33 protein-coding genes and 2 tRNA genes are annotated in these 25834 nt (G+C 71.2%); 15 read left to right on the top strand and 20 right to left on the bottom strand.

Annotated features, from left to right (window positions below; translation table 11 throughout):
* Positions 1-2 precede the first annotated feature (2 nt).
* The gene (locus FCN18_RS03010; RefSeq protein ID WP_137093117.1) at positions 3-635 is read right to left on the bottom strand and encodes a bifunctional 4-hydroxy-2-oxoglutarate aldolase/2-dehydro-3-deoxy-phosphogluconate aldolase; all 633 of its coding nucleotides are present in this window, start codon (positions 633-635) and stop codon (positions 3-5) included.
* Positions 632-1432, bottom strand: a complete 801-nt coding sequence (locus FCN18_RS03005; protein ID WP_137093115.1) for an IclR family transcriptional regulator — start codon at positions 1430-1432, stop codon at positions 632-634. The genes FCN18_RS03010 and FCN18_RS03005 overlap by 4 nt, the downstream gene beginning before the upstream one ends.
* A gap of 91 nt (positions 1433-1523) precedes the next feature.
* On the opposite strand from FCN18_RS03005, the gene FCN18_RS03000 reads away from it, so the two are divergent.
* From FCN18_RS03000 to FCN18_RS02985, 4 genes are all read left to right on the top strand, one after another.
* Positions 1524-2684 carry a mandelate racemase/muconate lactonizing enzyme family protein gene (locus tag FCN18_RS03000; RefSeq protein WP_137093113.1) on the top strand — a complete coding sequence of 387 codons (1161 nt, stop codon included), beginning with the start codon at positions 1524-1526 and terminating at the stop codon, positions 2682-2684.
* Positions 2685-2688: 4 nt separating this feature from the next.
* The gene (locus FCN18_RS02995; RefSeq protein ID WP_137093111.1) at positions 2689-3585 is read left to right on the top strand and encodes a dihydrodipicolinate synthase family protein; all 897 of its coding nucleotides are present in this window, start codon (positions 2689-2691) and stop codon (positions 3583-3585) included.
* A 1-nt stretch (position 3586) separates the two neighbouring features.
* A complete protein-coding gene (locus tag FCN18_RS02990) occupies positions 3587-4534 on the top strand; it encodes a sugar kinase (RefSeq protein WP_137093109.1) in 948 nt (315 codons plus the stop codon).
* A gap of 79 nt (positions 4535-4613) precedes the next feature.
* Positions 4614-5522: a mechanosensitive ion channel family protein gene (locus FCN18_RS02985; protein ID WP_112266266.1), complete on the top strand. Its 909-nt coding sequence runs from the start codon at positions 4614-4616 to the stop codon at positions 5520-5522.
* Positions 5523-5545: 23 nt separating this feature from the next.
* On the opposite strand, the gene FCN18_RS02980 is transcribed toward FCN18_RS02985, so the two are convergent.
* From FCN18_RS02980 to FCN18_RS02970, 3 genes are all read right to left on the bottom strand, one after another.
* Positions 5546-6133, bottom strand: a complete 588-nt coding sequence (locus FCN18_RS02980; protein WP_113642666.1) for a class F sortase — start codon at positions 6131-6133, stop codon at positions 5546-5548.
* A 6-nt stretch (positions 6134-6139) separates the two neighbouring features.
* A complete protein-coding gene (locus FCN18_RS02975) occupies positions 6140-6883 on the bottom strand; it encodes a hypothetical protein (protein ID WP_228713598.1) in 744 nt (247 codons plus the stop codon).
* Between the two features lie 170 nt (positions 6884-7053).
* Positions 7054-7788 (bottom strand): hypothetical protein, encoded by a 735-nt coding sequence (locus tag FCN18_RS02970; protein ID WP_113642667.1) that lies wholly within the window; start codon positions 7786-7788, stop codon positions 7054-7056.
* 138 nt (positions 7789-7926) lie between these two features.
* On the opposite strand from FCN18_RS02970, the gene FCN18_RS02965 reads away from it, so the two are divergent.
* From FCN18_RS02965 to FCN18_RS02945, 5 genes are read left to right on the top strand one after another with little or no spacing between them, the layout of a single operon-like run.
* Positions 7927-8946 (top strand): hypothetical protein, encoded by a 1020-nt coding sequence (locus FCN18_RS02965; RefSeq protein WP_137093107.1) that lies wholly within the window; start codon positions 7927-7929, stop codon positions 8944-8946.
* Positions 8943-9743, top strand: a complete 801-nt coding sequence (locus FCN18_RS02960; protein ID WP_137093104.1) for a hypothetical protein — start codon at positions 8943-8945, stop codon at positions 9741-9743. The genes FCN18_RS02965 and FCN18_RS02960 overlap by 4 nt, the downstream gene beginning before the upstream one ends.
* A gap of 11 nt (positions 9744-9754) precedes the next feature.
* On the top strand, positions 9755-10261 hold the full coding sequence (locus tag FCN18_RS02955) for a hypothetical protein (RefSeq protein ID WP_206077790.1): 507 nt from the start codon (positions 9755-9757) through the stop codon (positions 10259-10261).
* A 9-nt stretch (positions 10262-10270) separates the two neighbouring features.
* On the top strand, positions 10271-11983 hold the full coding sequence (locus FCN18_RS02950) for an asparagine synthetase B family protein (RefSeq protein WP_137093101.1): 1713 nt from the start codon (positions 10271-10273) through the stop codon (positions 11981-11983).
* 18 nt (positions 11984-12001) lie between these two features.
* Entirely contained in the window at positions 12002-12370 is a 369-nt protein-coding gene (locus FCN18_RS02945; RefSeq protein ID WP_137093098.1) for a bleomycin resistance protein, read from the top strand.
* A gap of 5 nt (positions 12371-12375) precedes the next feature.
* On the opposite strand, the gene lexA is transcribed toward FCN18_RS02945, so the two are convergent.
* Genes lexA through FCN18_RS02930 form a run of 3 tightly spaced genes read right to left on the bottom strand, consistent with a single transcriptional unit; the run spans position 12376 to position 14244 of the window.
* The gene (gene lexA / locus FCN18_RS02940) at positions 12376-13038 is read right to left on the bottom strand and encodes a transcriptional repressor LexA (protein WP_137093096.1); all 663 of its coding nucleotides are present in this window, start codon (positions 13036-13038) and stop codon (positions 12376-12378) included.
* A gap of 14 nt (positions 13039-13052) precedes the next feature.
* Entirely contained in the window at positions 13053-13553 is a 501-nt protein-coding gene (locus FCN18_RS02935) for a hypothetical protein (RefSeq protein ID WP_158303026.1), read from the bottom strand.
* 25 nt (positions 13554-13578) lie between these two features.
* On the bottom strand, positions 13579-14244 hold the full coding sequence (locus FCN18_RS02930; RefSeq protein WP_137093094.1) for a TetR/AcrR family transcriptional regulator: 666 nt from the start codon (positions 14242-14244) through the stop codon (positions 13579-13581).
* 77 nt (positions 14245-14321) lie between these two features.
* On the opposite strand from FCN18_RS02930, the gene FCN18_RS02925 reads away from it, so the two are divergent.
* On the top strand, positions 14322-14741 hold the full coding sequence (locus FCN18_RS02925; protein WP_113642674.1) for an ester cyclase: 420 nt from the start codon (positions 14322-14324) through the stop codon (positions 14739-14741).
* Here FCN18_RS02925 and FCN18_RS02920 read toward each other — a convergent pair.
* From FCN18_RS02920 to FCN18_RS39655, 8 genes are all read right to left on the bottom strand, one after another.
* Positions 14734-15009, bottom strand: a complete 276-nt coding sequence (locus FCN18_RS02920) for a helix-hairpin-helix domain-containing protein (RefSeq protein ID WP_137093092.1) — start codon at positions 15007-15009, stop codon at positions 14734-14736. The two genes, FCN18_RS02925 and FCN18_RS02920, sit on opposite strands and share 8 nt — an antisense overlap.
* A 55-nt stretch (positions 15010-15064) precedes the next feature.
* The gene (locus tag FCN18_RS02915) at positions 15065-15961 is read right to left on the bottom strand and encodes an SDR family oxidoreductase (protein ID WP_137093090.1); all 897 of its coding nucleotides are present in this window, start codon (positions 15959-15961) and stop codon (positions 15065-15067) included.
* On the bottom strand, positions 15958-16452 hold the full coding sequence (locus FCN18_RS02910) for an SRPBCC family protein (protein ID WP_112266248.1): 495 nt from the start codon (positions 16450-16452) through the stop codon (positions 15958-15960). Before FCN18_RS02910 ends, FCN18_RS02915 begins: the two co-directional genes overlap by 4 nt.
* A 17-nt stretch (positions 16453-16469) precedes the next feature.
* Entirely contained in the window at positions 16470-17525 is a 1056-nt protein-coding gene (locus tag FCN18_RS02905; RefSeq protein ID WP_228713596.1) for a PDR/VanB family oxidoreductase, read from the bottom strand.
* Positions 17522-18436 (bottom strand): metal-dependent hydrolase, encoded by a 915-nt coding sequence (locus tag FCN18_RS02900; RefSeq protein ID WP_113642676.1) that lies wholly within the window; start codon positions 18434-18436, stop codon positions 17522-17524. The genes FCN18_RS02905 and FCN18_RS02900 overlap by 4 nt, the downstream gene beginning before the upstream one ends.
* Positions 18436-19905 carry a flavin-containing monooxygenase gene (locus FCN18_RS02895; protein WP_112266245.1) on the bottom strand — a complete coding sequence of 490 codons (1470 nt, stop codon included), beginning with the start codon at positions 19903-19905 and terminating at the stop codon, positions 18436-18438. Before FCN18_RS02895 ends, FCN18_RS02900 begins: the two co-directional genes overlap by 1 nt.
* Before the next feature lie 190 nt (positions 19906-20095).
* Positions 20096-20743 carry a TetR/AcrR family transcriptional regulator gene (locus FCN18_RS02890; RefSeq protein WP_137093088.1) on the bottom strand — a complete coding sequence of 216 codons (648 nt, stop codon included), beginning with the start codon at positions 20741-20743 and terminating at the stop codon, positions 20096-20098.
* Positions 20744-20768: 25 nt separating this feature from the next.
* Positions 20769-20993 (bottom strand): hypothetical protein, encoded by a 225-nt coding sequence (locus tag FCN18_RS39655; RefSeq protein WP_199542882.1) that lies wholly within the window; start codon positions 20991-20993, stop codon positions 20769-20771.
* Here FCN18_RS39655 and FCN18_RS02880 point away from each other — a divergent pair.
* A complete protein-coding gene (locus tag FCN18_RS02880; RefSeq protein ID WP_228713594.1) occupies positions 20988-21278 on the top strand; it encodes a hypothetical protein in 291 nt (96 codons plus the stop codon). The genes FCN18_RS39655 and FCN18_RS02880 overlap by 6 nt on opposite strands.
* 6 nt (positions 21279-21284) lie before the next feature.
* Here the strand turns inward: FCN18_RS02880 and FCN18_RS02875 are convergent, their stop codons facing one another.
* Entirely contained in the window at positions 21285-21686 is a 402-nt protein-coding gene (locus FCN18_RS02875; protein ID WP_112266241.1) for an ArsI/CadI family heavy metal resistance metalloenzyme, read from the bottom strand.
* 44 nt (positions 21687-21730) lie between these two features.
* On the opposite strand from FCN18_RS02875, the gene FCN18_RS02870 reads away from it, so the two are divergent.
* From FCN18_RS02870 to FCN18_RS02860, 3 genes are read left to right on the top strand one after another with little or no spacing between them, the layout of a single operon-like run.
* A complete protein-coding gene (locus FCN18_RS02870) occupies positions 21731-22093 on the top strand; it encodes an ArsR/SmtB family transcription factor (protein ID WP_112266239.1) in 363 nt (120 codons plus the stop codon).
* The gene (gene arsB, locus FCN18_RS02865) at positions 22090-23163 is read left to right on the top strand and encodes an ACR3 family arsenite efflux transporter (RefSeq protein ID WP_137093086.1); all 1074 of its coding nucleotides are present in this window, start codon (positions 22090-22092) and stop codon (positions 23161-23163) included. Before FCN18_RS02870 ends, arsB begins: the two co-directional genes overlap by 4 nt.
* Positions 23160-23561: an arsenate reductase ArsC gene (locus FCN18_RS02860; protein ID WP_112266235.1), complete on the top strand. Its 402-nt coding sequence runs from the start codon at positions 23160-23162 to the stop codon at positions 23559-23561. Before arsB ends, FCN18_RS02860 begins: the two co-directional genes overlap by 4 nt.
* Before the next feature lie 486 nt (positions 23562-24047).
* Here FCN18_RS02860 and FCN18_RS02855 read toward each other — a convergent pair whose 3' ends face one another.
* The gene (locus FCN18_RS02855; protein ID WP_206077789.1) at positions 24048-24683 is read right to left on the bottom strand and encodes a TetR/AcrR family transcriptional regulator; all 636 of its coding nucleotides are present in this window, start codon (positions 24681-24683) and stop codon (positions 24048-24050) included.
* A gap of 64 nt (positions 24684-24747) precedes the next feature.
* Here FCN18_RS02855 and FCN18_RS02850 point away from each other — a divergent pair, with 64 nt between their 5' ends.
* Positions 24748-25398 carry a hypothetical protein gene (locus FCN18_RS02850; protein ID WP_137093084.1) on the top strand — a complete coding sequence of 217 codons (651 nt, stop codon included), beginning with the start codon at positions 24748-24750 and terminating at the stop codon, positions 25396-25398.
* A gap of 132 nt (positions 25399-25530) precedes the next feature.
* Here FCN18_RS02850 and FCN18_RS02845 read toward each other — a convergent pair.
* Positions 25531-25606: transfer RNA gene (locus FCN18_RS02845), tRNA-Arg, on the bottom strand.
* A 57-nt stretch (positions 25607-25663) separates the two neighbouring features.
* Positions 25664-25753, bottom strand: a tRNA-Ser gene (locus FCN18_RS02840).
* Positions 25754-25834: the final 81 nt, after the last annotated feature.

Here is a 25834-nt window from a genome sequence, read left to right as displayed (position 1 = left end):
GATCAGCGCGGCCAGGCGCGCGCGAACCGTTCGGCTCGCGCGGTGAGCTCCACCCAGTCGCCCTCGGCGACGAGGTGGGCGGAAACGAGTGCGGACCCGGCGGCCACCGCGCAGGCGCCTGCCGAGGCCCACGCGGCCACGTGGTCGGCACGGACGCCGCCGGTCGGGATGATCTTCAGGTCGGGCATCGGCGCGAGCAGCTCGCGCACGTAGCCAGGTCCGACGGACGAGGCGGGGAAGAGCTTGAGGTAGTCGGCGCCCGCCTGTGCCGCGGAGTCGAGTTCGGTGGGCGTGAGACCGCCGCACATCACGGGTACGCCCTCGGCGCGGGCGGTGTCGAGCACGGCGGGCTGGAACGTGGGCGTGACGAGGAAACGTGCCCCGGCTGCGATGGCGTGGCGCGCGTCGGCGGCGGTGCGCACCGAGCCAGCGCCCACCACGCCGGAGCCCCGCTCGCGGTCGCGCAGCGCGCGAATGGCGTCGGCGGCGCCCTCGGTGGTGAGCGTGACCTCGACGGCGTGCACGCCGCCACGCCACAGCGCCTCGGCGGCCTCGACCGCCCCGGTCGCGTCGGGCAGCCGGATGATGCCGATCACCGGTGTGGCGGCGAGCGCGGCGGCGACGGCGCCGGTCATCGGCCCGTACCCACGCCCACCGGGTGGCTCGGCCCGATGTAGCCGAGTCCGATGCTGATCGAGTCGGCGACCTCGATCGCCTTGCGCCCGAGCTCGAGCTCGCGGTTCGGCAGATCGATCGCCGACAGCGGTCCGGAGATCGAGATCGCGGCCGTCACCGTGCCCGAGCCGTCGAGCACCGGCGCGGCGACACACGCCCGCCCGAGCGCCAGCTCCTCGCGCTCGATGGCGTAACCGCGCTCGGCGACCGTCGCCAGGTCCGCGTCGAGCGCGTCGTGGGTGGTGAGCGTGTGCTGGGTGTAGCGGGGCAGCTCGGGCAGCAGCTCGCGGCGCTGGTCCGGCGTGAGCCCGAGCAGCAGGCACTTGCCGATCCCCGTGGCGTGCAGCGGGTTGCGCTGGCCGAGCAGCGTGTAGGACTTCGGCGCGAGCGTGCCCTCGAAGTTGCACAGGTAGAACAGCGACGCCCCGCGCCGGACCGCGACGTTGGCGCCGAGGCCCAGCGAGCACGCGAGGGCCTGCGCGTGCTGGCGTGCCTCGCGGTGCACGGGGTGCTGGTTCACTGCGGCGCCCGCCAGCGAGATCACGGCGGGGCCGAGCCGGTAGAGCGAACTGACCTCGTCTCGCTCGACGTATTCGAGTTGTTCGAGCGTGGCGAGCAGGCGGGAGGCGGTGGACTGCCCGACGCCCGCGCGCTGCGCGACGTCGGAAACGCGCAGGTCACCGCGCCCGTCGAGGAACGTGGCCAGCACGGCCGCCGCCTTCTCGACGCTCTGGTTCATCCCCTGATCGGTCGCCATGCCGCCCTTTCTCGCTGGTTTGCATCACTCATGCAGTATGTGGAAGTCTTACGCACATGCTGCATGGAGTCAACCAGATGGCGCATCTCGCATGAGAATCACGGCGGTAGAGACGTTCGTTCTGAAGCTTCCGGCCGAGGAGGCGTACCTCGGCCGCCTCACCGACGGCAGCGCACCCTCGGCCGGCTACCAGGTCCGCGAGCCGTGGCGGAGCCTCTACTCGGACCGCTACGAGACGCTGCTGGTGCGGCTCACCGCGGAGGACGGCACCACCGGCTGGGGCGAGGCGCTCGCGCCCGTCGCCCCCGAGGTGCCTGCCGCGATCGTGGACCTGCTGCTCGCGCCCGTACTGAGGGGCGCGGACGCACGCGCACCGCGTCCGGCGTGGTCTCGGCTGCGCGACCTCATGCGCGAGCGCGGCCACCTTGTCGGGCATCAGGCCGACGCGCTGGCCGCCGTCGACATCGCGCTGTGGGACCTCGCGGGCAAGCTCACGGGGCGGACCGTCGCGGAGCTGCTCGGCGGCGCCTTCCGCACCCGGGTGCCCACCTACGTCTCCGGCCTCCCCAAGCCCGATGACGAGGGCAGGGCCGAGCTGGCGCGCGAATGGGCCGCTCGCGGCGCCACGTCGGTGAAGCTGCACCTCGGCCACGGTGTCGCCGCGGACCTCGCCACGGTCGACGCCATCCTCGCGGCCGCGCCGGAGCTGCGGATCGCCGTCGACGCGCACTGGGCGTACTCGATCGACGAGGCGCTTCGGCTCGCCCACGGCCTCGCCGAGCGCGGCTGCTGGTTCCTGGAGGCACCGCTCGCGCCGGAGGACGTCACCGCGCACGCCGAACTGGTCGCCCGTGCGTCGATTCCCGTCGCCGTGGGCGAGGCCCTGCGCAACCGTTTCGAGTTCGCCCAGTGGGTGACGGCCCGTGCCCTGCGCATCGCGCAGCCCGACGTCGCCCGCACCGGCATCACCGAGGCGATGGCCATCGCCGAGGTGTGCGCCGCCCACCACGTGCCCGTCGCGCCGCACCACTCGGTGGGGCTCGGCGTGGCTGTCGCGGCGGGACTCCACGTCAGTGCGGCCGTGGAGGACCTGCCCGCCTTCGAGTACCAGCCCACGTCCGTGCGGGTCGGCGAGCGCATCCTCGCCCGTCAGCTCGCGGTGGAACCGTCCGCCATCTCCCTGCCCACCGGTCCCGGGCTCGGCGTCGAGGTCGACGCCGAGGCCGTGGCAGCTCTCGCCAAGGAGTCCTGACCCGATGCCGCACGCCGTACACGGTCTCGTGCCCATCCTCGCCACCCCGTTCGACCAGGACGGATCGCTCGACCTCGCCGGGCTCGCCCGGCTCACCGAGTTCCAGCTCGCCTCCGGGGTCGACGGCGTCGCGACGTTCGGCATGGCCAGCGAGGGCTTCGCGCTCACCGCCGAGGAGCGGGAGCGGATCCTCACCACGATCACGGACGTCGTGGCGGGCGCTGTGCCCGTCGTGGCCGGCGTGAACGGAACCTCCACGGTCACCGCCCTGGAGCAGGCCCGCGCCGCCGAGGACCTCGGCGCGCAGGCGCTGATGGTGCTCCCGCCGTTCCTGGTCAAGCCCAGCGCCACCCAGCTCGCCGACTTCTACGGCGACGTCGCGGCGGGCACGTCGGTGGAGATCATGGTGCAGGACGCGCCGGGGGCAACCGGTGTCGCGATGCCGCCGCCGCTGATCGCCCAGCTGTGCGAGCTGGACCGGATCACGTCGGTGAAGGTCGAGGCGCCACCGACCGCACCGAAGGTCGGCGCCGTCGTGGAGCGCGTGCCCGACACCGTCGCCGTGCTCGGCGGCCAGAACGCCCAGTTCGTGCTGGAGGAGTACGCCCGCGGTGCCATCGGCACCATGCCCGCGTGCGAGTTCCCCGACCTGCTCGCCCCGGTGCTGGCCGACTTCACCGAGGGCAGGCGCGCCGAGGCCCGCGCGGCGTTCGCGAAGCTGCTCCCGCTGGTCCTCTTCGGACTCCAGTCCGGCATCGCGTGGGCCGTGCACAAGGAGGTACTGGTGCGGCGCGGGATAATCGAGCACGCGACGGTGCGACTGCCCGCGGCGCCGCTGGACAAGGCGAGCAGGCAGAGCCTGCACGCGATCCTGGACGAACTGCCGCTGAAGGCGGGCTGAGTTGGGCGTAGACGTGGTCGGCATCGGCGAGCCGATGGTCCTCGTGCAGCCACCGGCGGGCGGGACGCTCACGACCTCGCCGACGTTCGAGGTCCACGTGGCGGGCGCCGAGCTGAACACGTGCGCCGCGCTGTCCCTGCTGGGCAGGCGGGCCGTGCTGTGCACGCGGCTCGGCGACGACGCGTTCGCGGACCGCGTCGAGCACGCCGCCGCCGCGCTCGGCGTCACCCTCGACGCCGAGCGGGACCGGACGAGACAAACCGGGCTGTTCGCCAAGGACGCGCTGCCGGACGGCGCGCGCCGCGTGCGGTACTACCGCGCAGGCTCGGCGGCGTCGGCCCTCGATGTCGCCGACGCCGAGCGGGCCCTGCGGCACCGGCCGCGCGCGGTGCTGGTGTCCGGGCTGACGGCCGCACTGGGCCCCGGCCCGGAACGCCTCGTCCGGCACGTCGCGGCCAACGCGGCCGCACACGGCAGCCGCGTCGTCGTGGACGTGAACCTGCGCCCGGCACTCGACCCGGAGGGCCGCGCCGTCCGCACTCTGTCGGCGATCCTCCCCCACACCGACCTGCTGCTCGTGGGCACCGACGAGGCGGAACCCCTGTTCGGCACGGCGGATCCGGCGGAGATCGTGCGCAGGGCAGGGGTGCGCGAGGTGGTGGTCAAGGGCGGGCCCGGCGGCTGCTGGTGGACCGTCGGCGACGGCACGCTCCACCACCAGCCGAGCCTCGCGACCGACGTGGTCGACCCGGTCGGCGCGGGCGACGCGTTCGCGGGCGGGTACCTCGCGACGCGACTCGCCGGCGGCGCTCCCGGTGCCGCCGCGTGGCTCGGTTCCCGCCTCGCGGCAGACGTCCTCGCTCACACGGGGGACACGGCGGGCCTGCCGGACCGCGCCTCGGCCGCGGAGCTGCTGGCCGAGGCGTTACGGCGGGATGCTGTGCGATAACTCGCAACGGACGTTTCGCATGACGTCGCCGGCTCCCGGGTAGCCGCGCCGACAGGCCTGTGTCGACGTGGAAGGGAGCATGGTGGCGAACTGGTTCAACGAGAACTCGAGCGCGCTGATCTCCGGCGCGATCAACATCGCGATCGTGATCGTGGTGGCCGTGATCCTGCGGGCGCTCGTCGGCCGGGTGATCGACCAGCTGGCCCGGCGGATGGTCAGCTCGCGGGAACGGCTGCACCGCACCAAGATGGCGACGCGGATCGTCAAGAGTGCCGACCAGGCGCGCAGAGAACGGCAGCGGCAGCGGGCGGAGACGATCGCCTCGGTGCTCAAGAGCGTGGCGACGTTCGTGATCTTCGGGATCGCCTTCGTGACCATTCTCGGCCAGGTGGGCATCAACATCGGACCGATCATCGCCAGCGCCGGCGTGGTGGGCCTCGCCATCGGCTTCGGCGCGCAGAGCCTGGTGCAGGACTTCCTGTCGGGGATGTTCATGATGATGGAGGACCAGTACGGCGTCGGCGACGTGATCGACGCCGGCGACGCCGTGGGCACCGTCGAGGCGGTGACCCTGCGCATCACCAAGATCCGTGACCTCAACGGCGGGCTGTGGCACGTGCGCAACGGCGAGATCATGCGCGTCTGCAACATGAACCAGGACTGGGCCAACGCCGTGGTGGAGCTGCCCCTGGACTACACGGTGGACATCGACCACGCGAAGGACGTCATCCAGCGCAGCATCGACGAGTTCGCCGAGCACCCGGCGTACGCGCCGAAGATCCTGGAACGCCCCGACATCAACGGGGTCGTCGGCATCGGCAACGGCGCGGTGACGATCCGGGTGCTGGTGACCACCCAGCCCGGCGAGCAGTGGTCGCTGGGCAGGGCGCTGCGCGAGCACCTCAAGTCCGGAATGGACGAGGCGGGCGTGAAGGTGGCGTACCCGGTGCTGCCGCTCACCGGCGCCGGAGCGACCCAGTCGGGCTGAGGTCGTCCCGGCGCCGGAGCGGATCAGACGAGGTTGGCGTAGACGATGACGTTGTCCTCGTAGCTGTGTTCCTCGCCGTCGAACACGCCACCACACGTGATCAGGCGCAACTGCGCCTTGTCGGTGTTGCCGTACACCGCCTCGGTCGGAAACTCTTCCTTCGGCACCTGGATCGAGCGCTCGACGGCGAAAGTCAGCTCCTCGCCGTCGCTGCGGCGCACCTTGATCTCGTCGCCGGGCACCAGCTCGTGCAGCCGGGCGAAGATGCCGGCCTGCTTGTTGCCGTCGACGTGCCCGAGCACGATCGCGGGCCCGATCTCGCCCGGCACGGGCGAAAGCCGGTACCAGGCCGCCTGCATCGGTTCCTTCACCGACGGCACGGCCATCGCCCCGTCCTTGGTGACGGCCACCGAGATCAGCGACGAGTCGGCGCCGATCTTCGGGATCGTCACCTGCGTCGGCCGGAGCTTGTCGTAGGGCTTCGTCACCGGCACCGACGTGGTCGGCTGGGGCGCCGACTCGGGTGCGCCCGACGAACCACAGCCGGCGAGTGCGAGTGAGGCGAGCAGGGCGGCCGCGAGCACGCGGCCGCCCCGGAACTGCGAACGCATCAACGGTCAGTCCCGCGCGATGCCGCCGGCACCGGTCTCGACGCCGCCCTTCGGCGCGAAGCCGACCTGCGCGTCGCCACCGTTCTCGCGCTGCCAGTCGCCCGCGTCCTCCGAGCCGGGCACCGGAGCGACCGGCGTGCTGCCGCCACCGCCGCTGCCCGACCCGCCGCCGGGCTCCCCGCCGCAGACCCAGTCGGCCACCACGTTGCCGTCGGCGAAGGTCAGACCCGGCTGCAGCTGCACGAGGTACGCCCAGTAGCGGCCGTCGGTCTCGTCCTGCCACGGGCCGTCGAGGATCTCGAAGTCCGGCGACGTGACGCCGGTCGGCTCACCTGCCGCGCACGCGATCAGCAGCAGGCCGAGTCCCTGCTCGGGGTCGAGGTCGATGCCGTACCCCGTGTCGTCCACATAGGGCGGTTCCTCGGGCCCCGTGGTCTCCGACGATGTCGTGGTAGTGGTGGTGGACGACTCGTCGGGCTCCGAGGTCGTCGTCGCCGTCGACTCGGAGGTTGTCGTGGTGGTGGCCGAACCGGTCTCCGAGGTGGTCGTCTCGGGCGCGGCCTCCGAGGTGGAGGTCTCCGGCGCGGACTCCGACGTCGTCGTCTCGGGCGGTGCGGTGGTGGTGGTGACGGCGACGTCGGTGGACGTGCCCGCCCCCTCGTCCTGAGCCAGCGCGGGAGCCGCGAACACGGTCAGGATCAGCGTTGTCGACAGCGCGGCACCAGCGATGCCGCGCAAGGGCTTTCTCAAGATTGCTCCCAGGCAGGAATTCGAAAAAGCAGTTCAGGTACCGCAAGATCCTGCCCGACAAATCACCCGAACGGGTAACGCGAAAACATGAGAAAGATCATGCGCGAAAACCGTAACGCGCCGAACTACGTGCCGACGTGACGGTCGGAAATTGACGAGCTTCGCCGAGGTCAGGTCGGAAAGTTGTCGCACGCCTCCGACGAGGGGAGTTCCTCTGCCAGGAAGACAGTCTGCGCCATCATCCGGTAACCCGACATCTTCTCCCGGAACGTTTCGATGGATTCCTCGGGGTGCACGGAATCGATCACCGCGTGCTCGCCGATCGCGTTGAACTGGTGACTCACCCCTCGCGGAATCTGCATGTCCACGAACGAACACGGCGGAACAACGAGATTGTAACGAGTTCGCCGCACTCCTTCCGGCGCGTCCGGCAGTTCGTCCTCGAACTCCCGCGGCACGAAGGGAGTCACGCCGGGAACGTTCGTCACCTCGAACGGCGACAGGCTGCTCACCCTGATCCGGGTCTCCGGCCCGGTCATCATGCGCACGAACCGCAGGCCGGTGTGCAGGTGCATGCGCGAGCACACGCCGCGCTCCCTGACGTTGTAGAAGTCCATCACGTAGCGGTCGGCGAAGAAGCCGTCGAACGGCGTCTCCAGAAGGTAGACGTCGCCCTCCTCGAAGACCTGCGAACGCACGATCCCGTCCCGGTCCTCCGTCGTCGCGATGCGGCTGCGTTTCGCCGCGCCCACGATCTCGGCGAATGCGGTGACCACGGCGAGCGCTGCTTCCTCCGGCAACCGCAGTACCGGGGTCACCACGTTCCGTGCCGGATCCACGAAGGACGCGACGTCGTGGACCTCGTTCTCCGCGTCCGCGTCGCGCTTCAGCCGTGGGTCGGACATGATGGCACCTCCCGGTCGGCGGCCGGCTTTTGTTGCGATTGCTTGTTTTCCGGCCGCGCTCCTTTATGATCTACCTCAGGTCGATGGGGGCGGAACAGTGGTTTTGACGAGGCGCGCAGGCGAGAGTGGCGGCTCGCGATGATCTGCCCCCACTGCCATCGAGACCTCAAGCGCAGCGAACGCTCCGACTACCGCTGCAAGTACTGCTCTCGGCTTTTCGCCCTGGAGCCAAAGGAAGGCGGCATCCGCATCCACGATCTGCGGGTGCACCGGCTCGCCGAAAAGCTCACCGATGACGGCAGAATTCACTACACGTTGCCGCAACTGTGGTACGCCGCCGCGCGCGGCCGCCTGCCCGATCCGTTCGACAAGATCTTCGGCATCGGCTGCTTCGTCTTCATCGCGGGCATCATCGCGGTGGTCGCGGCCATCTCGACCGACCTCAGCTGGGGAACCGCGCTGACCGCGGTGGGTGTGCTGGTGGTCGTTCTGCTGCTGCTCTTCTTCGTCGCCTGGCCGTGGTACGAGCGCAGGGCGAAGATCCGGATGCCCGAGAAACTCGGCGATTTCCGCGCCCGGCTGCTGCGCTGGGAAGCCACCTACGACGGCGACCTGCCGCCGGGCATGGTGGACGATTCGAAGGTCACCGTTCCCGTCGTGACCGAGCCGCGGGTCGCCGTGGTGTGCCCCGATCCCACCGTGCTCGCGTGCCTCGCGGCGAACGGCGTCGCCGCTGCCCACTCGGCCGCGCTCGTCGGTTCCCTCGACCGGGTTCCGCCGGATGTTCCCGTCGTCGTGCTGCACGACGCGAGCCCCGAGGGCATCCGCCTGGCCGCCGACGCGCGGGCCGCGTTCGGCTCCCGGTTGGTGGCGCCAGGGCTGCGCCCGAAGGCCGTGCTGGCTGAGGAGAAGGCCATCAAGCTGCGCGAGCGGCCGTTGCCGGAGGCCGAGGTGCGGGGGCTGCGCGCACTCGATCCCGCACTGACCCAGGAGGAGGCCGGCTGGCTCGGCGCGGGCTGGTGGTCGCCGCTGGCCGCGGTGCGCCCGCCCCGGCTGCTCAAGGTGCTCGACCGAGCGATCGCCAGGGCACACGGCGAACCCGACGCCGACCGGCGGGCCGCCCGGCAGGTCGGCTTCCTCACCTGGCCCGGCGCATGAACGTCCTGGATCGCGCCCTGCGCGTCGCCGCCGAGCGCGTCGCCGAGCCGGGCGGACTGCGCTTCACCGAACGTCAGCTGTACTACGAGTTATGCCGGGTGCTTCGGCCCGCGCACCGGGTGCCACGCCGGTGGGCGTTCACCGTCGCACCCGCGGTGCCCTATCCGCGTTTCCGCGCCGCGCTGAAGCGGATCGGACCCCTGCCCGGCCTGCTGCCCCCTGTGGAGCCCGCACGTCGCCAGGTGGGCCGCCACACGCGGGAACCGGACCTGTTCGACTACGGCCTGCCCCGGCTGCTGGTGTGCGAATCGGACGCGATCGCGAACATGTTGCGCGCCAACGGGGTCCCGATGGAATCGGCGTGCCCGGTGTTCGCTGCGGCCGAGCTGCCGCTGGCCGACGGGGTGGTGGCGATGCTCGGCAGGACCGAGCGGCCCACCGTCTACGCGCTGCACGACGCGAGCGTGCCCGGCCTGGCGTTCCCCGCCAGGCTGCGGCGGCTGGCCGCGATACCGCAGGACGTGCGCGTGACCGGCATCGGCCTGCGGCCCCGGCACGCCGGTGCGCTGCACCTGGCGCACGGGCGCGGCCCTGCGGTCCCGCCGCCGTCCGGGGTGAGCCCGTGGGAGCGGGACTGGCTCGCCCGCGGGCGGTTCACGGAGGTCGCCGCGGTCCGCCCGGCGTCGCTGCTGCGCACGGTGCACCGGCTGGTTCGCGACGTCCGGCCCACCCGCGCGCGGAGACCGGATCTGCGCGGGGCCAGGGAAACGGGCTTTCTGAGTTGGCCGAGCGCATGAGGGAGGCAACCGTGCGGCCGAGACGGGAGAACACCTACACCGACGAGCTGCTCGCCGACGGAACGGTGCACCGGCGCTACTCCGACGGGCGCTCCGAATGGCGCACGCGCGGCGAGGGCGGCGTGGTGACGTGGCGCGACAGCCATGGAGTGACCGGCACCGACGAGCCGCTGGGCCGCAGGATCGTCAAGCGGACGTTCCACGACGGGCGTGTGCTCTACGGCCGGGAGGCGGGCTACGGGCGAACCCTGTGGGGCGACGGGGTGCTCACGGTGAACCGTTCGTCCTTCGGTGGACGCGTCGGCGCCGTGCTCGCCGGGGTGGCGGGCGGCGCGCTCGTCGCCGGGCTGGTGATGCCGCCGATGTCGATGACCGAGGCGGAGGAAGAGGAGCTGCGGCAGCAGGCGCAGAGCACTGGCGGCGGGGACGCCGGGAGCACCGGTGAGGGCGACGACACGTACGACGACGACTGGTCCGACGGCGAGGGCGATTTGGATGACGGCGGCGATTTCGGCTGAGGCCGCGGTATGACACGCTGGTGTGCGTCCTCGGCGGACGGTGACCTCGTCGCGGTCGGCGGACGGGATGTGCTGACGGCGGACAGGCACGCGTTCGGCCTGCTCGACGAGCCGGGCGCCGCCACCGCGCCGTGCCGAGCGGCCGGGTTGACGGCGGTCGGCGAGGTCACGTTGTTCAACGCCCCCGAGCTGCGCTCGCGGCTCGGCACCGACGCTCCGTCGCCCGCGTGTTCCGACACCGAGCTGCTGCTGCACAGCTACGCCCGCTTCGGGCTCGCCGGGCTCGCCGCCGCCGACGGGATGTTCGCGCTGGCCATCGCGGACGGTCCCGAGCTGGTGCTGGTGCGCGACCACACCGGAGCACGCACGGCGTTCTACGCGCGGTCCGGCCGAAGCTGGCTCGCGTCGACGTCGCTGCGGGCGATACAGCGCTGGCCCGCGCTGGACACCGGGCTGAACCTCTCCGCGGTCAGGTCCTTCCTCACGTTCGCCTACCTGCCCGGCGCCGAGACGCTGCTACGCGGCGTCCACGAGGTGCTGCCGGGCCGGTGCCTGCGACTGCGTGCGGACACCACCACCGCGGAGGAGGTCTTCTGGGAGCCGCAGGAACTGACCGACGAGCGCCCGGCCGCCGAGCACGCGCACGCGCTCCGCGCACTGCTGGAGGAGGCCACCGCGCGGCGGCTGCCCAGCGGCGAGGCCGCCGCCGTCCTGCTCTCCGGCGGCGTCGACAGCAGCCTCGTGACGGCGCTCGCCACGAAGCTGCACGACAACCCCGTGCGCACCTACTCGATCAGCTTCGGCGACGAGCTACCCAACGAGCTCGGCTACTCGGGGCTCGTGGCGGCGCACTGCCACACCGAACACCGCGTGCTGACCGTCGCGGGCGAGACCGTCGCCGCGCGGCTGCCGGACACGGTCGCGCTGCTGGACTGCCCCGTCGGCGACCCGCTGACCGTGCCGAACCGGTTGCTCGCCGAGGCCGTCGCGGGCGACGGGACGAGCGTGGTACTCAACGGCGAGGGCGGCGACCCGGTGTTCGGCGGGCCCAAGAACCTGCCGATGCTGATCTCCGAGCTGCATCGCGACGATCCCGATCCGCGCGCGAGAGCGTTGGCCTACCTGGACTCCTACCGCAAGTGCTACGCCGACCTCCCCGTCCTGCTCACCGGCGACGTGCTCGCGGAGCTGACCGACGCGCCGCACCCGGCCGAGCTGGTCTCGCCCTACCTGCGGCAGGGCCGGATGCACAGCCTGCTCAACCAGTTGCTGCACGCGAACCTCCGCACGAAGGGCGCACACCACATCCTGAGCAAAGTGGAGCGGATCACCGCGGCGAGCGGGCTGGAGGGCAGGTCACCACTGTTCGCGCGTCCCGTGATCGACCACGCGTTCCGGGTGCCGCCGCGCTGGAAACTGGCGGGTACCACGGAAAAATGGGTCCTCAAGGAAGCGGTCAGGGACCTGCTTCCCGCGACGGTGGTGGACCGTCCGAAGAGCGGCATGCGGGTGCCCGTGCAGCAATGGCTGGCGGGTCCGCTGCGGGAACTCGGCAACGACCTGCTGCTGAGCCGCACGACCCGGCAACGCGGCCTGGTCCGCCCCGACACGCTCCGGTCGTGGCTGCGCAGGGAAGGCACGCTGCTGCCGAGGCACGGCGGGAAGCTGTGGCTGGTGCTGACTTTGGAGCTGTGGCTGCGCTCGTTCGAGGTCGGCGGCTGACGCGCGTACCGTGTCGGCATGGACGAGGTGCGGTTCGAGGGCATCACGCCGATCGTCCCGGTGCGGGATCTGGCGGCGGCGCTGGAGCGCTACCGGCTGCTCGGGTTCACGGTCGAGCAAGCGGATGCCGACGCGGACTACGGCTTCGCCAACCGCGGCGAGGTCTGGCTGCACCTGACCGAATGGGCCGAGCACGCCCCGAAGCGCACCGGCGCCGCGGTGTACGTCTACGTCTCGGACGCCGACGCGGTGCACACCGAATGGTCGGCGTCCGGTGTCGGGGGCCGCTTCACCGCTCCACAGGACACGCCGTACGGACTGCGCGAGTTCGCCTACGTGGACCCGGAGGGCACCCTGCACCGCATCGGCTCACCGCTCGCAGGCTAGGAGCGTCAGACGCTGCGCAGCACCGAGACCACGACGCCGAGCACCACGGCCTCGTCGCCGTCGATCACCTCGTAGGCGGGATTGCGCGGTTCGAGGTAGACGTGGCCACCCCTGCGACGGAATACCTTCACCGTGGCCTCGCCGTCGATCATCGCGGCGACGATCTGGCCCGAGTGGGCTTCCGACTGCTGCTTCACCACCACGATGTCGCCGTCGCAGATCGCGGCGTCGATCATCGAGTCACCACGCACGCGCAGGCCGAACACGTTGCCGCGCCCGATCAGCTCGCGGGGCAGCGTCAGCGTGTCGTCGACGTGCTCCACCGCGGAGATGGGCGTACCCGCCGCGATGTCACCGACAACGGGAACGGGCACTGAGTCCGCTGTGGACTGACGGCCCGACGGCTCGCGCAGGAACGCGCGTACGTCGATCGGCCGGGACACGGAGCTGCTGCGCCGCAGGAAGCCCTTTTCCTCCAGGCTCGCCAGGTGCCTCGACACCGTGGACGTCGAGCGCAGGCCGACACCGTCACCGATCTCGCGCGTGCTCGGCGAGTACCCGTACCTGACCACCCAGTCCCGGATGGCGACCAGGATTCGCTGCTGCCGGTGAGGAAGTGCCGAGGCGTCCAGGTCGCCGAACGCGTCGAACTCGTCGTAGGTGGTCACCTGCGGCATCGTAGTCACCAGCCCAGCCGTGCCAGCACACCGTCCGCCGTCCTCGCCACCGCGTCGCAGTAGCTCTCGTCGCTCGTCAGGCCACCGGAACCGCGGGCCTGCAACTGCACGAACGCCGGGTGGGCCTCGACGTCGAGGTGGCAGCTGGAGGCGGTCTCCGAGGTGATGTAACCGATGGTGTCACCGACCTTGACGGTGTCGCTGGTGTCGGTGATCACGTCGGGCATCGGCGGCTCCCAGAGCATGAGCGTCACCTCCCCCGTACCGGTTCCCTTCCAGTCGCAGCGCGGCCGGTCCTGCTCGTCCGTCCGCTTCGGAGTGATGGCCGAGGCGTCCTCACCGAGGTAGGTCTCGGCCTCCTCTTCGGTCAGCAGCGAGCACGGGTCCTCCTGCTGCCAGTCCGAGGCCGAGTCGGTCTCCTCGCTGTCCTCGCTGCACGCGGTGAGCCCCAGCATCGCCACGGCCGCCACCGCGGCGACCACCTGTCGTCCTGTCCCGTGCTCCACTCGCGGCATCGTAAACGGCGTGTACTCACTCGAAGGTGGCCGGTAGCAGCGCGTGCACGAGCGTGTCGGTGAGCCAGTCCCGGTACTCGTCATGAGTCCATCCGCGACTGGTCACGAGCGCCTCGTAGTTGGCCTGCGCGCAGATGGTCCAGATGAGGTCCGCGGCGCGCTTGGCGGACAGTCCGGGTCGCAGGGCACCGCGCTCGGCGAGTAGGGCAGCGAAGTCACGCAGGCCGTCGAGCCGTTGCCGCGCGTGTGCTTCCCGCAGCGCCTCCAGCTTCGGATCACCGGGCGCCGCGGCATCCAGCACCCGCAGCAGCGGCCCAACGCGGCTCCACACGCCGGGTTGCGTCCGCGCGTACAGCGCGAGCTGCCGCCGAGGCTCCCGCTCCTCGATCACGCGCCGAATTCCCGGCCGCTCCCGCACCGGAACCTCCGCCCGCTCGGGCCCCCCGGCCAGTGCCGCCTGCACCGCGGCCTCCAGCAACCCGGCCTTGCCCGCCGCCGAGCGGTACACGGTCTCCACCGCGACGCCCGCCTCCGCCGCGATCCGGGGGATGGTCGCGCGGGCGTAGCCGTACTCGAGGAAGACCCTGCGCGCGGCCTCGATGACCTGCGCCCTGGTGCGTGCGGCCTGCTCACGCCGTTTCGGCGCGTCGTAGCGTCGCCTGGGTCTTGCTTTCTCGCTCATTGGCGAGAATGATACTGTCACGAAATTGCTTCTCCCGCGACTGACACACAGCCACGGGCAACTCTTCGGGAGGAGTCATGAGCAACGACGTCAAAACCATCGCGCGGCGGGTCCTGGAAGAGGTCTTCCCTGCCGACGACGAGGCTGCGCTGGCCACGCTCGTCAGCGACGAATTCGTCAACCACGAGGCGCCGCCAGGCACCCCACCCGGCCTCGGCAGCGTCACGTACTACATGCACCTGCTGAACAAGGCCTTCAGCGACCAGCGCTGGGAGATCCACCGGGTGATCGCGGAAGGTGACACGGTGGCGATCCACTGCACCCACAGCGGCAGGCACACCGGCGAGTTCTTCGGCCTCGCTCCCACTGGCCGCCGCTTCGCCTACAAGCAGATGCACCTGGTCCGGGTGGCCGGCGGCAAGGGCGTCGAGCACTGGGCGGTGCGTGACGACGCCTCACTCTGGCGCCAGCTCCGAGGCGAGGGCGACGTCAGCTGAGCAGGCGTTTCCGTTCCTCTGTGTAGTTCCACCACGGGCGCGGCGGCGCGCCGTTGGCCTGGTCCACAACGGACATGAACGTGTCCAGCAGGCAGGGATCGTGCCGCTGCCCGTCGATCGCGCACAGGCGCTCGTACAGTTCGAGGGGATCGCAGCCCCTGAGCTGCCCGCGCTCGGTGATCCCCGCGCGTTCGAGGTGCCGCGCCACCGCGGGTCCCACGTTGGCCAGCTCCAACAGGCCGGAACCGTCGTGTCGTCGAGAACTCATGTCCGCCAGTTCAGCAGCCGGGCGGCGCGGCGTCTTGAACAGTTCGGACACCGGCTCAATGCCGTGCCTCCAGATCCCGGATCAGCGCGTGGCACCTCGGATCGGCCGCCAGGTGGCGGTCGGCCACCACGTTGAGCACGCCGCGCAGCAACGCCCACGGCTGCCAGGCCGCGGGTGCGACCACGCGGCCCGGCCTGTGCGCGATGGCCCGCGCGAGCACCTCGGCCGCCTGCTCCGCGGTGATCCGCTTGCGCAGTGGGCCTGGCAGACGGGCTTCGAGCGCTCGGCCGAGCGGGTCGTCGTCGAGTGTCGCGCGGGCGAGCGGGGTGTCGACGAAGCCGAAGTAGGCCACGCCGACGTCCGCGCCGTGCGGGGCGAGCTCCAGCCGCAGCGCGCGGCCCAGCTGCTCGACGCCCGCCTTGCTGATCATGTACGGCGACCCGCCGGGACCGGGCGTGAACGCCGCCGCCGACGACACCACGAGCACGTAGCCGCGCCGGGCGATCACGTCGTCGAGGGTTGGCCGGACGGTGTTGAACACCCCGGTGAGGTTCACGGACACGACCCGGTCGAACTCGTGCGGCGGCAGTTGCCGCAGCGTGCCGGGCGACGGCGTCACCCCCGCGTTGGCCACCACCGCGTCCCAGCCGCCCGTGTGCCGCGCGAGCCCGCCGATGGCGTCGGCGATGCCGGACCGGTCGGCGACGTCGGCCACCGCGGGATGCGCGCGGGTGCCGAGCTCGGCCGCCACGGCGGCGAGCGCGGTCTCGTCCCGGTCCACCAGGCCCAGCACGGCTCCCCTGGCGTGCAGCGTGTGGGCCAATGCCAGGCCGATGCCGCTCGCGGCCCCCGTGATCAGCACGGACTTGTCGCGCAGGTCCTGCGACGGCCCGGGCAGCGGAAGGCCAAGGTCGCGGACGACGCCGAGCAACGTCCGCAGGTGGCGGCTCACCGCACCTCCTCGACGCGCCGGGCCAGGCCCCGCGGCAGCCCGGCGGTCACGCGCCGCAGCAGTGCCGCGGCGGGCTTCGCCGCGGGGACGAGCGAGGACACGGGCTCGCTGGCGAACGTCCAGCGCAGGCGTGTCCCTCCGGGGACGGCGTCGAGTGCGAGGTCCTCCGCGAAGCGGCGGAGTCCGGGGCCGGTGGCCCGGTCGACCGTGAAAGTCATTCGGCGCTCTTCTTCCCAGCGGTAGAAGCGTTCCTCGAGCGTCAGCGCGCCGCCCAGCGTCACCAGCCGAGTGGCCCCGGGCCCGAGCGGCCTCGGCGACGTCCACTCCGCGCGGGTGACGAGGCGTGACCACGACGCCAGCGCGTCGTCGGCCGTGAGCACCCGCCAGACCACCGACGGCGGCGCGGGCAGGTCGACGACGTGCTCGAACCGCACCGGCGCGGTGCGCACGAACTCGTCGTCGGCCTCGGTCAACGGGAACCAGCGCGGCATGGTCGTTCTCCTCGTCGTCAGAGGTCCAGTACCAGCGAGCCGGAGGCGCGTGAAACGCACAGCAGCATCGCGTCCTGCCGCTCGCGTGCGGTGAGCGTACGGTCGCGGTGCTCCACCCGCCCGTCGAGCACTCGGGTCTTGCACGTGCCGCAGAACCCCTGGCGGCAGGAGTACGCCACACCGGGCAGCGCACGGCGGACCGCGGCGAGGGCCGTCTCCTCCCCGGCGACGTCCACGGTGACCCCGCTGCGCGCGAGCCGGATGCGGAACGGCCTGCCTCCCACCACGGGCAGCGGGCTGAACCGTTCGGTGTGCAGGGACGCGGCCGGGTCGATGTCCCGCAACATCCGCCACGCCCCGTCAGTCAACGCCGGGGGACCGCACAGGTACACCGCGGCGCCCGGCTCGGCCAGCGGAAGGATCGTGGCGAGGTCGGGCCTTCCCGTCACGTCGTCGGTGCGCACGTCCACGGCGGCGGGGCCGTAGTGGGCCAGCTCGCGCAGGAACGGCATACTCGCGCGGGACCTGCCGCGGTAGACGAGCCGCCACGGCCTGCCCCGCCGCTCGGTCTCGCGCACCATCGGCAGGATCGGGGTGATGCCGATGCCGCCCGCGACGAACAGGTAGGAACCTGCGTCGACGAGGGAGAACGCGTTGCGGGGTCCGCGCACGCGCACGGGATCGCCCACGCGAAGCCCGTGCACCTCCGCCGAGCCACCCTCCCCGCCGGGGATGCGGCGCACCGCGACACGGTAGGCGCGCCGGTCGGCTGGGTCGCCGCACAGCGAGTACTGCCGCTGCCGCCCCGAGGGCAGGAACACGTCCACGTGGGCGCCGGGGACCCACGACGGCAGCGGGCGCCCGTCCACGTCGCCGAGGACGAGGCTCACCACGTCCTCGGCCTCCTCGCGACGGTCGAGAATAGACAGATCGAGGTCGAACCCGGTTCGGCGCACGGGCTGTGGCCGCGACAGCAGCGGCGCGAGCCGGCTCTCGGCGAACACGCCGCGGTACGCCCCGCCCGCGGCGGCCGCGATCCGCATGGCCGTGGTGGGCTGCCTGGTGGTGGTCATGCCGTGCTCACCGCGGGCGAGCGCGCGAGGTAGCGCAGCGCCGTGTCCATCGGCCCGAGCTGGGAGGGATGGAAGCTCGGGCGCAGGTACTTCGGGATCTCGGTGAGGAAGATCGTCGCCTTCGGGATCACGCCCCGGCGCGTGGCGCTGAGCAGTTCCGTCACCCACCACCGCCGTGCGCCCGGCGTGGGATCGGTGCGGTACAGGTAGCGCGCGGTGGTGAGGAACAGCGTCGCGAGTGTGAAGCTGGCGACGAGCGACGTCCGCACGCGGCGCGCGTAGCTCCCGTCCACGTGCAGAAACGCGTCGAACGCGACGTTGCGGTGCTCCACCTCTTCCGCGCCGTGCCACCGGACGAGGTCCAGCATCGTCGGGTGCATGCCCTTGCGCTCGAGGTGCTCGGCCTCCAGCAGCCACTCGCCCACCACCGCGGTGTAGTGCTCCATCGCGGCGAACAGGCCGAGCCGCTCGCACAGCCAGGCGTGCCGGGCCCTGCCGGTGAGGCCGTGCTCACCGAGCACCCGGTCGACGAGCCAGTCCATCTTGCGCGCGATCGGCTCCACGTCGAGGCCGAGCGTCGCCAGGTGCTCGCGCGCGCCCTCGTGCGACGACGCGTGGGTGGCCTCCTGGCCGATGAAGCCCACGACCTCCTCCCGCAGCCGCTCGTCGGTGATCAGCGGCAGCGCCTCGGCGAGCGCCTTCGACATCGCGCGCTCGCCCTCGGGCAGCACGAGGTGCATGACGTTGATGATGTGGGTCGCCATCGGTTCGCCAGGGATGTAGTGCATCGGCACGCCCTCCCACGAGAAGTGGACGTCACGCGCGGCGATGGCGTGGGACTGGTCGGTGTGGCGGCGCGCCCCGCGCGCGTCGACGACGGGACGGCGGCCGATGCGGGGAAGACGGAACATCAGGCGCTCCTCAGGTGGTAGTCGGCAAGGTCCACCTGCCGGGTACGGGCCCGGAACCGCCGGTTGAACCCGGGGAAGAACGTGAAGTTGCGGCCGCTGTCGTCGAGGTAATAGCTGGCACAGCCGCCGGTGTTCCACACCGAGCCGCGCAGCCCGTTGTCGACCTCGCGCACGAACTCCTCCTGTGCGCGCTCGCGGACCTCCACCGCGGCCAGCCCTCGGCGTTCCATGGCGCGCAGGCAGCTCAGCACGTAGCGGACCTGGGCCTCGATGGTGACGACCTGCGACGTGTAGACCACCGAGTTGGGACCCAGCAGCAGGAAGAAGTTGGGGAACCCGGCGACGGTGGTGCCGAGGTAGGCCCGGGGCCCCCTGCTCCACGCCTCGGCCAGCGTGCGCCCGTCCCGGCCACGCAGGCGCGTGAACCCGGGGTGGTCGGCCATCCGGAAACCGGTGCCGAACACGAGCGTGTCGAGCCGGTGGGTGCGGCCGTCGGCGGTGACGATCCCCTCGGGTGTCACCTCGCGGATCCCTTCGGTCACCACCTCGACGTTCGGCTCGCACAGCGCCGGGTAGTAGGCGTTGGAGAACGTGGGCCGCTTGCAGCCGAAGGCGTACGACGGCGTCAGCTTCGCCCGCAGCCGCGGGTCGCGCACCTGCCTGCGCAGGTGCACGCGGCCCAGCAGTTCGAGTCCCTTCAGCAGCGCGGGCTGGTGCACCAGACCGGGTACGAGCGCCTCCTGCACGAGGTCGAGCCCGGTCCGCGCGAGCGACTGCACGGCGGGCACCCGCTCGAACACTCGCCTCGGCCAGCCGTCCATGGGCCGGTCAGGGTGCGGCATGATCCAGGTCGGCGTGCGCTGGAACAGGGTCATCGCCCCTGCCACGGGCTGCACCCTCGGCACGATCTGCACCGCCGACGCTCCCGTGCCGATCACGCCGACGCGCCTGCCCGTCAGCTCGTGGTCGTGGTTCCACCGCGACGAGTGGAAAACGGTTCCGTCGAAGCGATCCAGGCCCGGCAGGTCCGGCACGGCGGGCTCGCTGAACGGCCCGAGCGCGCCCACGAGCACCCGCGCCTCCCACCTGCCCCGGTCGGTGCGCACCCGCCACAACCGGTCGTCCTCGTCCCACACCGCTTCGAGCACCTCGTGCCGCAGCCGGACGTGGGGCAGCACGCCGAAGTCGCGGGCACACCGGCGCAGATAGTCGTGGATCTCGCCCTGCAGCGGGTAGAGCCTGCTCCAGCGCGGATTCGGCGCGAACGAGAACGAGTACAAAATGGACGGTATGTCGCACTGTGCGCCAGGGTAGGTGTTGGCCTGCCAGGTGCCGCCCACGTCGTCGGCACGCTCCAGCACCACGAAGTCGTCGATGCCGGCCCGTTTGAGGGCGATCGCGGCGCCCAGTCCGCCGAACCCGGCCCCGATGATCGCGACGCGGACGCGTGCTGCGCCTTTGCCCTGCATGCGGCCAAGGTAGAGCTGACATCGACCAATGTCAACATCAGGTGATGTCAACTTGTGGGTTGGGACACCGGCGCGTCTCCGGCCAGGCGAACGCCACGACCACCGCCCCCGAACGCACCGCGGGCGATGTCATCTCCGGCGGACGTGGCGGGCAGCGGCGGCGTTGCGCGTCGTCGATCCTCCGTGGAGGTCAGCGCCGCGAACTGGCCTTGGCGAGCTGCTCGATCACCTGCACGACGTGCTCGATGAACCGGTCCTGACCAATCGGCACCCGCCCGGCCAGCCAGGCCTGGAAAAGGTACGCGAGCGCGCCGAACACCGCCTGCGCGTTGAGCTCCACGTCGCGGTCGTCCGCGGTCTCGCCGGCGAGCGAGGGCGTGCGCAGCGCCTGCGCGATCGTCGCCGTGAACTCCTCGACGAGCTCGGCGCCGCGGCTTGTCAGCTCGGGCGCGGCGAGCGATTCCACGAACAGCACCCGGCCCCGGCGGGGGTCGGCGGTGACGAAACCGGTGAACGCCCCGACCGCGCGGTGTGTCAGATCGGCGGCGTCCTCGGGCGCCTCCCCCAGCGCGGCCTCCAGCACGGCCCTCGCCTGACGAGCCACCGACTCCAGCACGGCGACGAGCAGTTCCTCCCGGTTGCGGAAGCTCTCGTAGAAGTACCGCTCGGTGAGCTTCGCCTCCCGGCAGACGCCGCGCATGGTCACGGAGGCCGCGCCGTCGGTGCCCATGAGCGTGAAGCCGGCCTCGATCAGCTGCTCGCGGCGGCGCGCCTGCCGCTCGTCGGCGCCGACACCGCGCCAGGGACGGCTCGGGCCAGAGTCCGCGCGTACCGACATGCCGCCATCCTGTCACCCCCCGCGGTCAGTCCGCCGACGCGAGCACCGCCGACACGAGCCCGGGGAACCCGGTGTCGAGCTCCGCGAGGCGCAGGGTGTTGATGCGCTGCCTGCCCTCGTCGTACTGGCGGATGATCCCGCCCCTGCGCAGGGCGGCTCCGGCCGCGCGGCCTTCTACCGCGGCGGCGAGGGCGACGTGCTCGTGTACAACACCACCTACGACAACGGGCTCCGCGGTGTCCTCATGCACATCCCTGCCACCGGCGCGATCCTGGAGAACACGTTCGAGCAAGTCGTGGGCGACTACCGCGAGGACTACCGCTGGGGCCTCAACGAGATCGTGCCGCCCAACGACATCCCGCCACAGGACCGCGCCAGCACCAGCGAGTTCGCGGTGACCTTCGGTGGAGTGCACAAGGGCCGCAGCTACGTGCAGAGCCTCGCCCGGCCCGGCGCGGAAGTCAGCGCGGGCGTGTGGAGCGAGTACGTGACGGGGCAGGTAACCCTGAACGAGGGCACGACGATCAGACCGTGACCCCGGTCAGGAGCAGCAACCCTCCGGCTGCCCGAAGGACTGGGAGTCGGCCTTGACGGTGTAGACCTCCCAGGGCTCCTGGCCGGGGCCATGCACCCAGACCTTGTCCTGGAGTGCATAGCAGCAGGTGGTGCCGCTCTCGGTCAGCGTGTCGAGGCCTTCGCCGGCAAGCCGTTCGCCTGCGGCGACGACCTCGCCGCTGGTGTCGACCTCGACGCCGAGGTGGTCCATGACGGTGGTCTGACCGGGCTCACCCTCGAGCAGCACGAGCTTGAGCGGTGGCTCGGCGATGGCGAAGTTGGCGTAGCCGTCCCGAAGCTTGGCCGGGGCGGTGTTGAACAGCTTCGAGTAGAACTCGATCGATCCCTGCAGGTCACCCACCCGCAGCGCGAGTTGCATACGTGACATGAACTTAGATTGATACCTAATTAGAGGTCTGTCAATATAGACGCATGCCGAAGCAACTGCCGTTGACCGCCCTGGACGCGTGCTGCTCACCACTGGCGCGAGAGCCGCTGAGCGAAGAGCAGGCCGTGGAGCTGTCCCGGCTTTTCAAGGCCATGTCCGACCCGGTCCGGCTGCGGTTGCTCTCGCTGATCGCCTCACACGCGGGCGGTGAGGCGTGCGTGTGCGACCTGACCGGCGCGTTCGACCTGACCGCGCCGACGATCTCCCACCACCTGAAGGTGCTGCGCGAATCCGGCCTGATCACCGGCGAGCGGCGCGGCACGTGGGTGTACTACCGCGTGCATCCGGAGATGCTGGCCCGGCTGTCGGCCGTACTCGTGCCCGGCGAGGAGACGGTGCCGGCGTGACCACGACCGACAGCGCCTCTGCCGGACTGGTGGGCAAGCTCTCGACGCTCGACCGGTTCCTGCCGGTGTGGATCGGCGCGGCGATGGCGGTCGGCCTGGTGGCCGGCCGCCTCGTCCCCGGGCTCGGCACCGCGCTGAACACGGTGTCGGTGGACGGAATCTCGCTGCCGATCGCCGTGGGACTGCTGGTGATGATGTACCCGGTGCTGGCCAAGGTCCGCTACGACGAGCTCGGCTCGGTGACGCGCGACCGGCGGCTGCTGTGGTCGTCGCTGCTGCTGAACTGGGTCATCGGCCCGGCCCTGATGTTCGCGCTCGCTTGGCTACTGCTGCCCGACCTGCCCGAGTACCGCACCGGGCTGATCATCGTCGGGCTCGCCCGCTGCATCGCGATGGTGATCATCTGGAACGACCTCGCCTGCGGCGACCGGGAGGCCGCCGCGGTGCTGGTTGCGGTGAACTCGGTCTTCCAGGTGATCGCGTTCGGCCTGCTCGGCTGGTTCTACCTCGCACTGCTGCCCGGCTGGCTCGGTCTCGAGACCACCGACCTCGCCGTGTCCGGCTGGGAGATCGCCAAGAGTGTGCTGATCTTCCTCGGCGTCCCGCTGGTGGCCGGTTTCCTCACCCGCAGGCTCGGCGAACGGGCGAAGGGCCGCGAGTGGTACGAGACGCGCTTCCTGCCGAAGATCGGGCCGATCGCGCTCTACGGGTTGCTGTTCACCATCGTGATCCTGTTCGCGCTGCAGGGAGAGCAGATCGCCGCCCGGCCCCTGGACGTCGCCCGGATCGCCCTGCCGCTGCTGGTCTACTTCGCCGTGATGTGGGCGGGCTCCTACGCACTGGGCAAGGGCCTCGGGCTGACCTACGAGCGCACCACGACGCTGGCGTTCACCGCGGCGGGCAACAACTTCGAACTCGCCATCGCCGTGGCCATCGCCACCTTCGGCGCCACGAGCGGCCAGGCCCTCGCCGGTGTGGTCGGACCGCTGATCGAGGTCCCCGTGCTCGTCGGCCTCGTCTACGTATCTCTCGCACTCCGTCGCCGTTTCACCGTGGAGGCAAACCGATGACCACCCCGCCCGAGGTCCTGTTCGTGTGCGTGCACAACGCCGGCCGCTCACAGATGGCCGCCGCGCTGCTCGACCACCACGCCCAGGGACGGGTCACCGTCCGCTCCGCGGGCTCCGCGCCCGCCGAAAGCGTCAACCCCGCCGTGGTCGAGGTGATGAACGAGATCGGACTCGACCTGTCCAAGGAGTTCCCCAAACCCCTGACCACCGACGCGGTACAGGCCGCCGACGTCGTCATCACGATGGGCTGCGGCGACGCGTGCCCGGTGTTCCCCGGCAAGCGCTACCTGGACTGGCAACTGGACGACCCCGCGGGCCAGCCGGCCGACCGCATCCGCCCGATCCGCGACGACATCGACCGCCGGGTTCGAGCCCTGCTCGCGGAACTGACGACCTGATCAGCCCGAGCACGGCAGGATGCGGGCATGGCTGGAGGCGGCCCAGCTCGCCGGGTTGGTGCTCGACCCCGGCAGCGGCTCGCTCGACCGTGCCGACGTGCTCGTGCGCGACGAGCGGATCGTGCCGGTCGGGCCCGTGTGGAGCGCCGTGGCCAGGTGGACTGCCGTGGCAGTCTGCTCATCCCCGGTCCGGGTTGCCGTAGATCAGGACCAGGTGCTTCACACTCGCTCCTCGCCGTTCACGCCAGGCCGGCGACGCCGACCAGCTTGCGTCTCACGGCGTCCGCTCCGGTCCATCCGGTGAAGCCCGCCGAACCGCCCGGCCTGCCGCGACGCCGACTCGACGGCGTCGCCCCCGACGTAGAGCAACACGCGCCGGGGGTACTCCTGCCCGCCGCCGATGCCGCCGTTGATGCCCGCATTCCCGGCGACGCCGGCTGTACTCGCGCAGCTGCCCCGGATCGGTGCCGATGATCTCGAAGTGCACTATTCGGGGTGGCTCAGCAACTCGCGGGCGAGTGCCAGGCCCCACCACTCCTCGATGCGGTCGGGTGACCACGACCGCTCGACGGTGAGCGTGGTGTAGACGTCGATGTTGCAGAGCGCGGCGTAGATGTCGACGGCGACCGGAACGTCCAGCCCGTGCCGGAGCGTGCCCCGCGGCCAGGACGAGAAGACCTGGACGCGGGTCTGGTCGGCTTCCCTACGGGCCTGCACGTACAGCTCGGCGAGTTCGGGCTCGGTGCGGCCCGCCTCCCGGATCAGGGCGATGAGGTCGCCCGCGCGCTCGTACACGCGCCGGTCGTAACCGGCCATCGCCGCCAGGTGTGCCCGGGGCTCACTGGTGCCCTCCAACTCGTCGATCATCTGGGGCAGCCCCGCCGAGAGGTCCGCGGCGTCGGCCAGTGCCCGCACCAGCCCCGGCTTGTTCTGGTACGCGGCGTAGACCGTCGGCACCGAAACCCCGGCCTCGCGCGCCACGTCCCGCACGGTGGTCGCCGCCCAGCCCTGGGCGATGAACAGCCTGCGTGCGGCGTCGGCGATCTCGGCCCTCGTCTGGTGCGCCTGCGCGACGCGGCGCAGGGAGTTGTACCGGCGGCGCCCTGATTCCTGCTCCATCATTGCCCCTCAGTCTAGCGCCTTCTACATTGAATATAAGCATCGTAAAACGAATGGGGGCACTGCAGTGATCATCACCAGCCTCGCGGGGGCGGGCGGCATCGGGTTCGTCGCGCTCGGCGTCCTCACCAACATCGGCTACCTACGCGGCGGCCTTCCGGCGCCGGGCTCGGGAAAACCCCTGAAGGAGGTGACCGACGCACTCGCCGCAATGGGTGATCGGCTGAAGCGGCCCTCGGTGCTCGTCCCGGCCACCTGGCTGTTCCTCACGTTCTTCGCCGCGGGGCTGCTGTCGGCGCTCTGGCGTGGGGAAGCGAGGACCGACGGCTGGGCGCTGGCCGGCTTCGCCGGGGTCCTCATGCAGAACGCCACCTTCATGGTGGTCGAGGCGCTTCGGTTCGGGGCGGCCTCGGCCGCCGTGCATCATCGCGGCTCGGTACCTGGTCTGTGGGCGGTGACCAATGTGCTTTTCGGCTTCAACCAGGCCTTTCTGGCGATCGCGCTGCTGGGCTTCACCGTCGCGGGCTCCAGCCTCGACTTCATCCCCACCTGGCACGCCTGGCTCGGGTATGCCAGCGCGGCACTGCTGTTCGTCTCCTCCGCCGCCGCTCCGTACAATGTGGACGGAACGAATCGGATCGCGATCACCGGCCTGGTCGGCTGGCTAGGCTGGGCCACCTGGATAGTCGCGTACGGCGTCGCACTCCTGAACCTCTGACCAACTCACGAGCACCAGTCACGGAGACCAAGGGCAGGCCGGCCGCCCACGCCACTGTCGCCGATATTGCGGCGGCAGGAGATGACCAAAAGCAAAACCCCAGCTAGACGGTGGCCTCGCTGGGGTGTTGGGTGGCGCGCCCGAAGGGATTCGAACCCCTAACCTTCTGATCCGTAGTCAGATGCTCTATCCGTTGAGCTACGGGCGCAGTGTTCAGTTGTTCCCGACCGGGGTCGGGGTGGTGCTCGGCTAGGCCGAGCCCCGGCGGAGGCTCCGGGATTTGAACCCGGGAGGGGGGGTTACCCCCAACCGCATTAGCAGTGCGGCGCCATAGACCAGACTAGGCGAAGCCTCCCAGGTCGCGACCACTGCTGTCATAGAGTACACACGCCATCGAACCCCCGGCAAAGCACCCCCGGCCAACGCGCTGACCTGC

It is taken from the genome of Prauserella endophytica (assembly GCF_005146945.1).
Classification (GTDB): domain Bacteria; phylum Actinomycetota; class Actinomycetes; order Mycobacteriales; family Pseudonocardiaceae; genus Prauserella_A; species Prauserella_A endophytica.
Note: the sequence above shows the minus strand (reverse complement) of the source record. Positions and strands in the feature narration are given on the sequence as shown.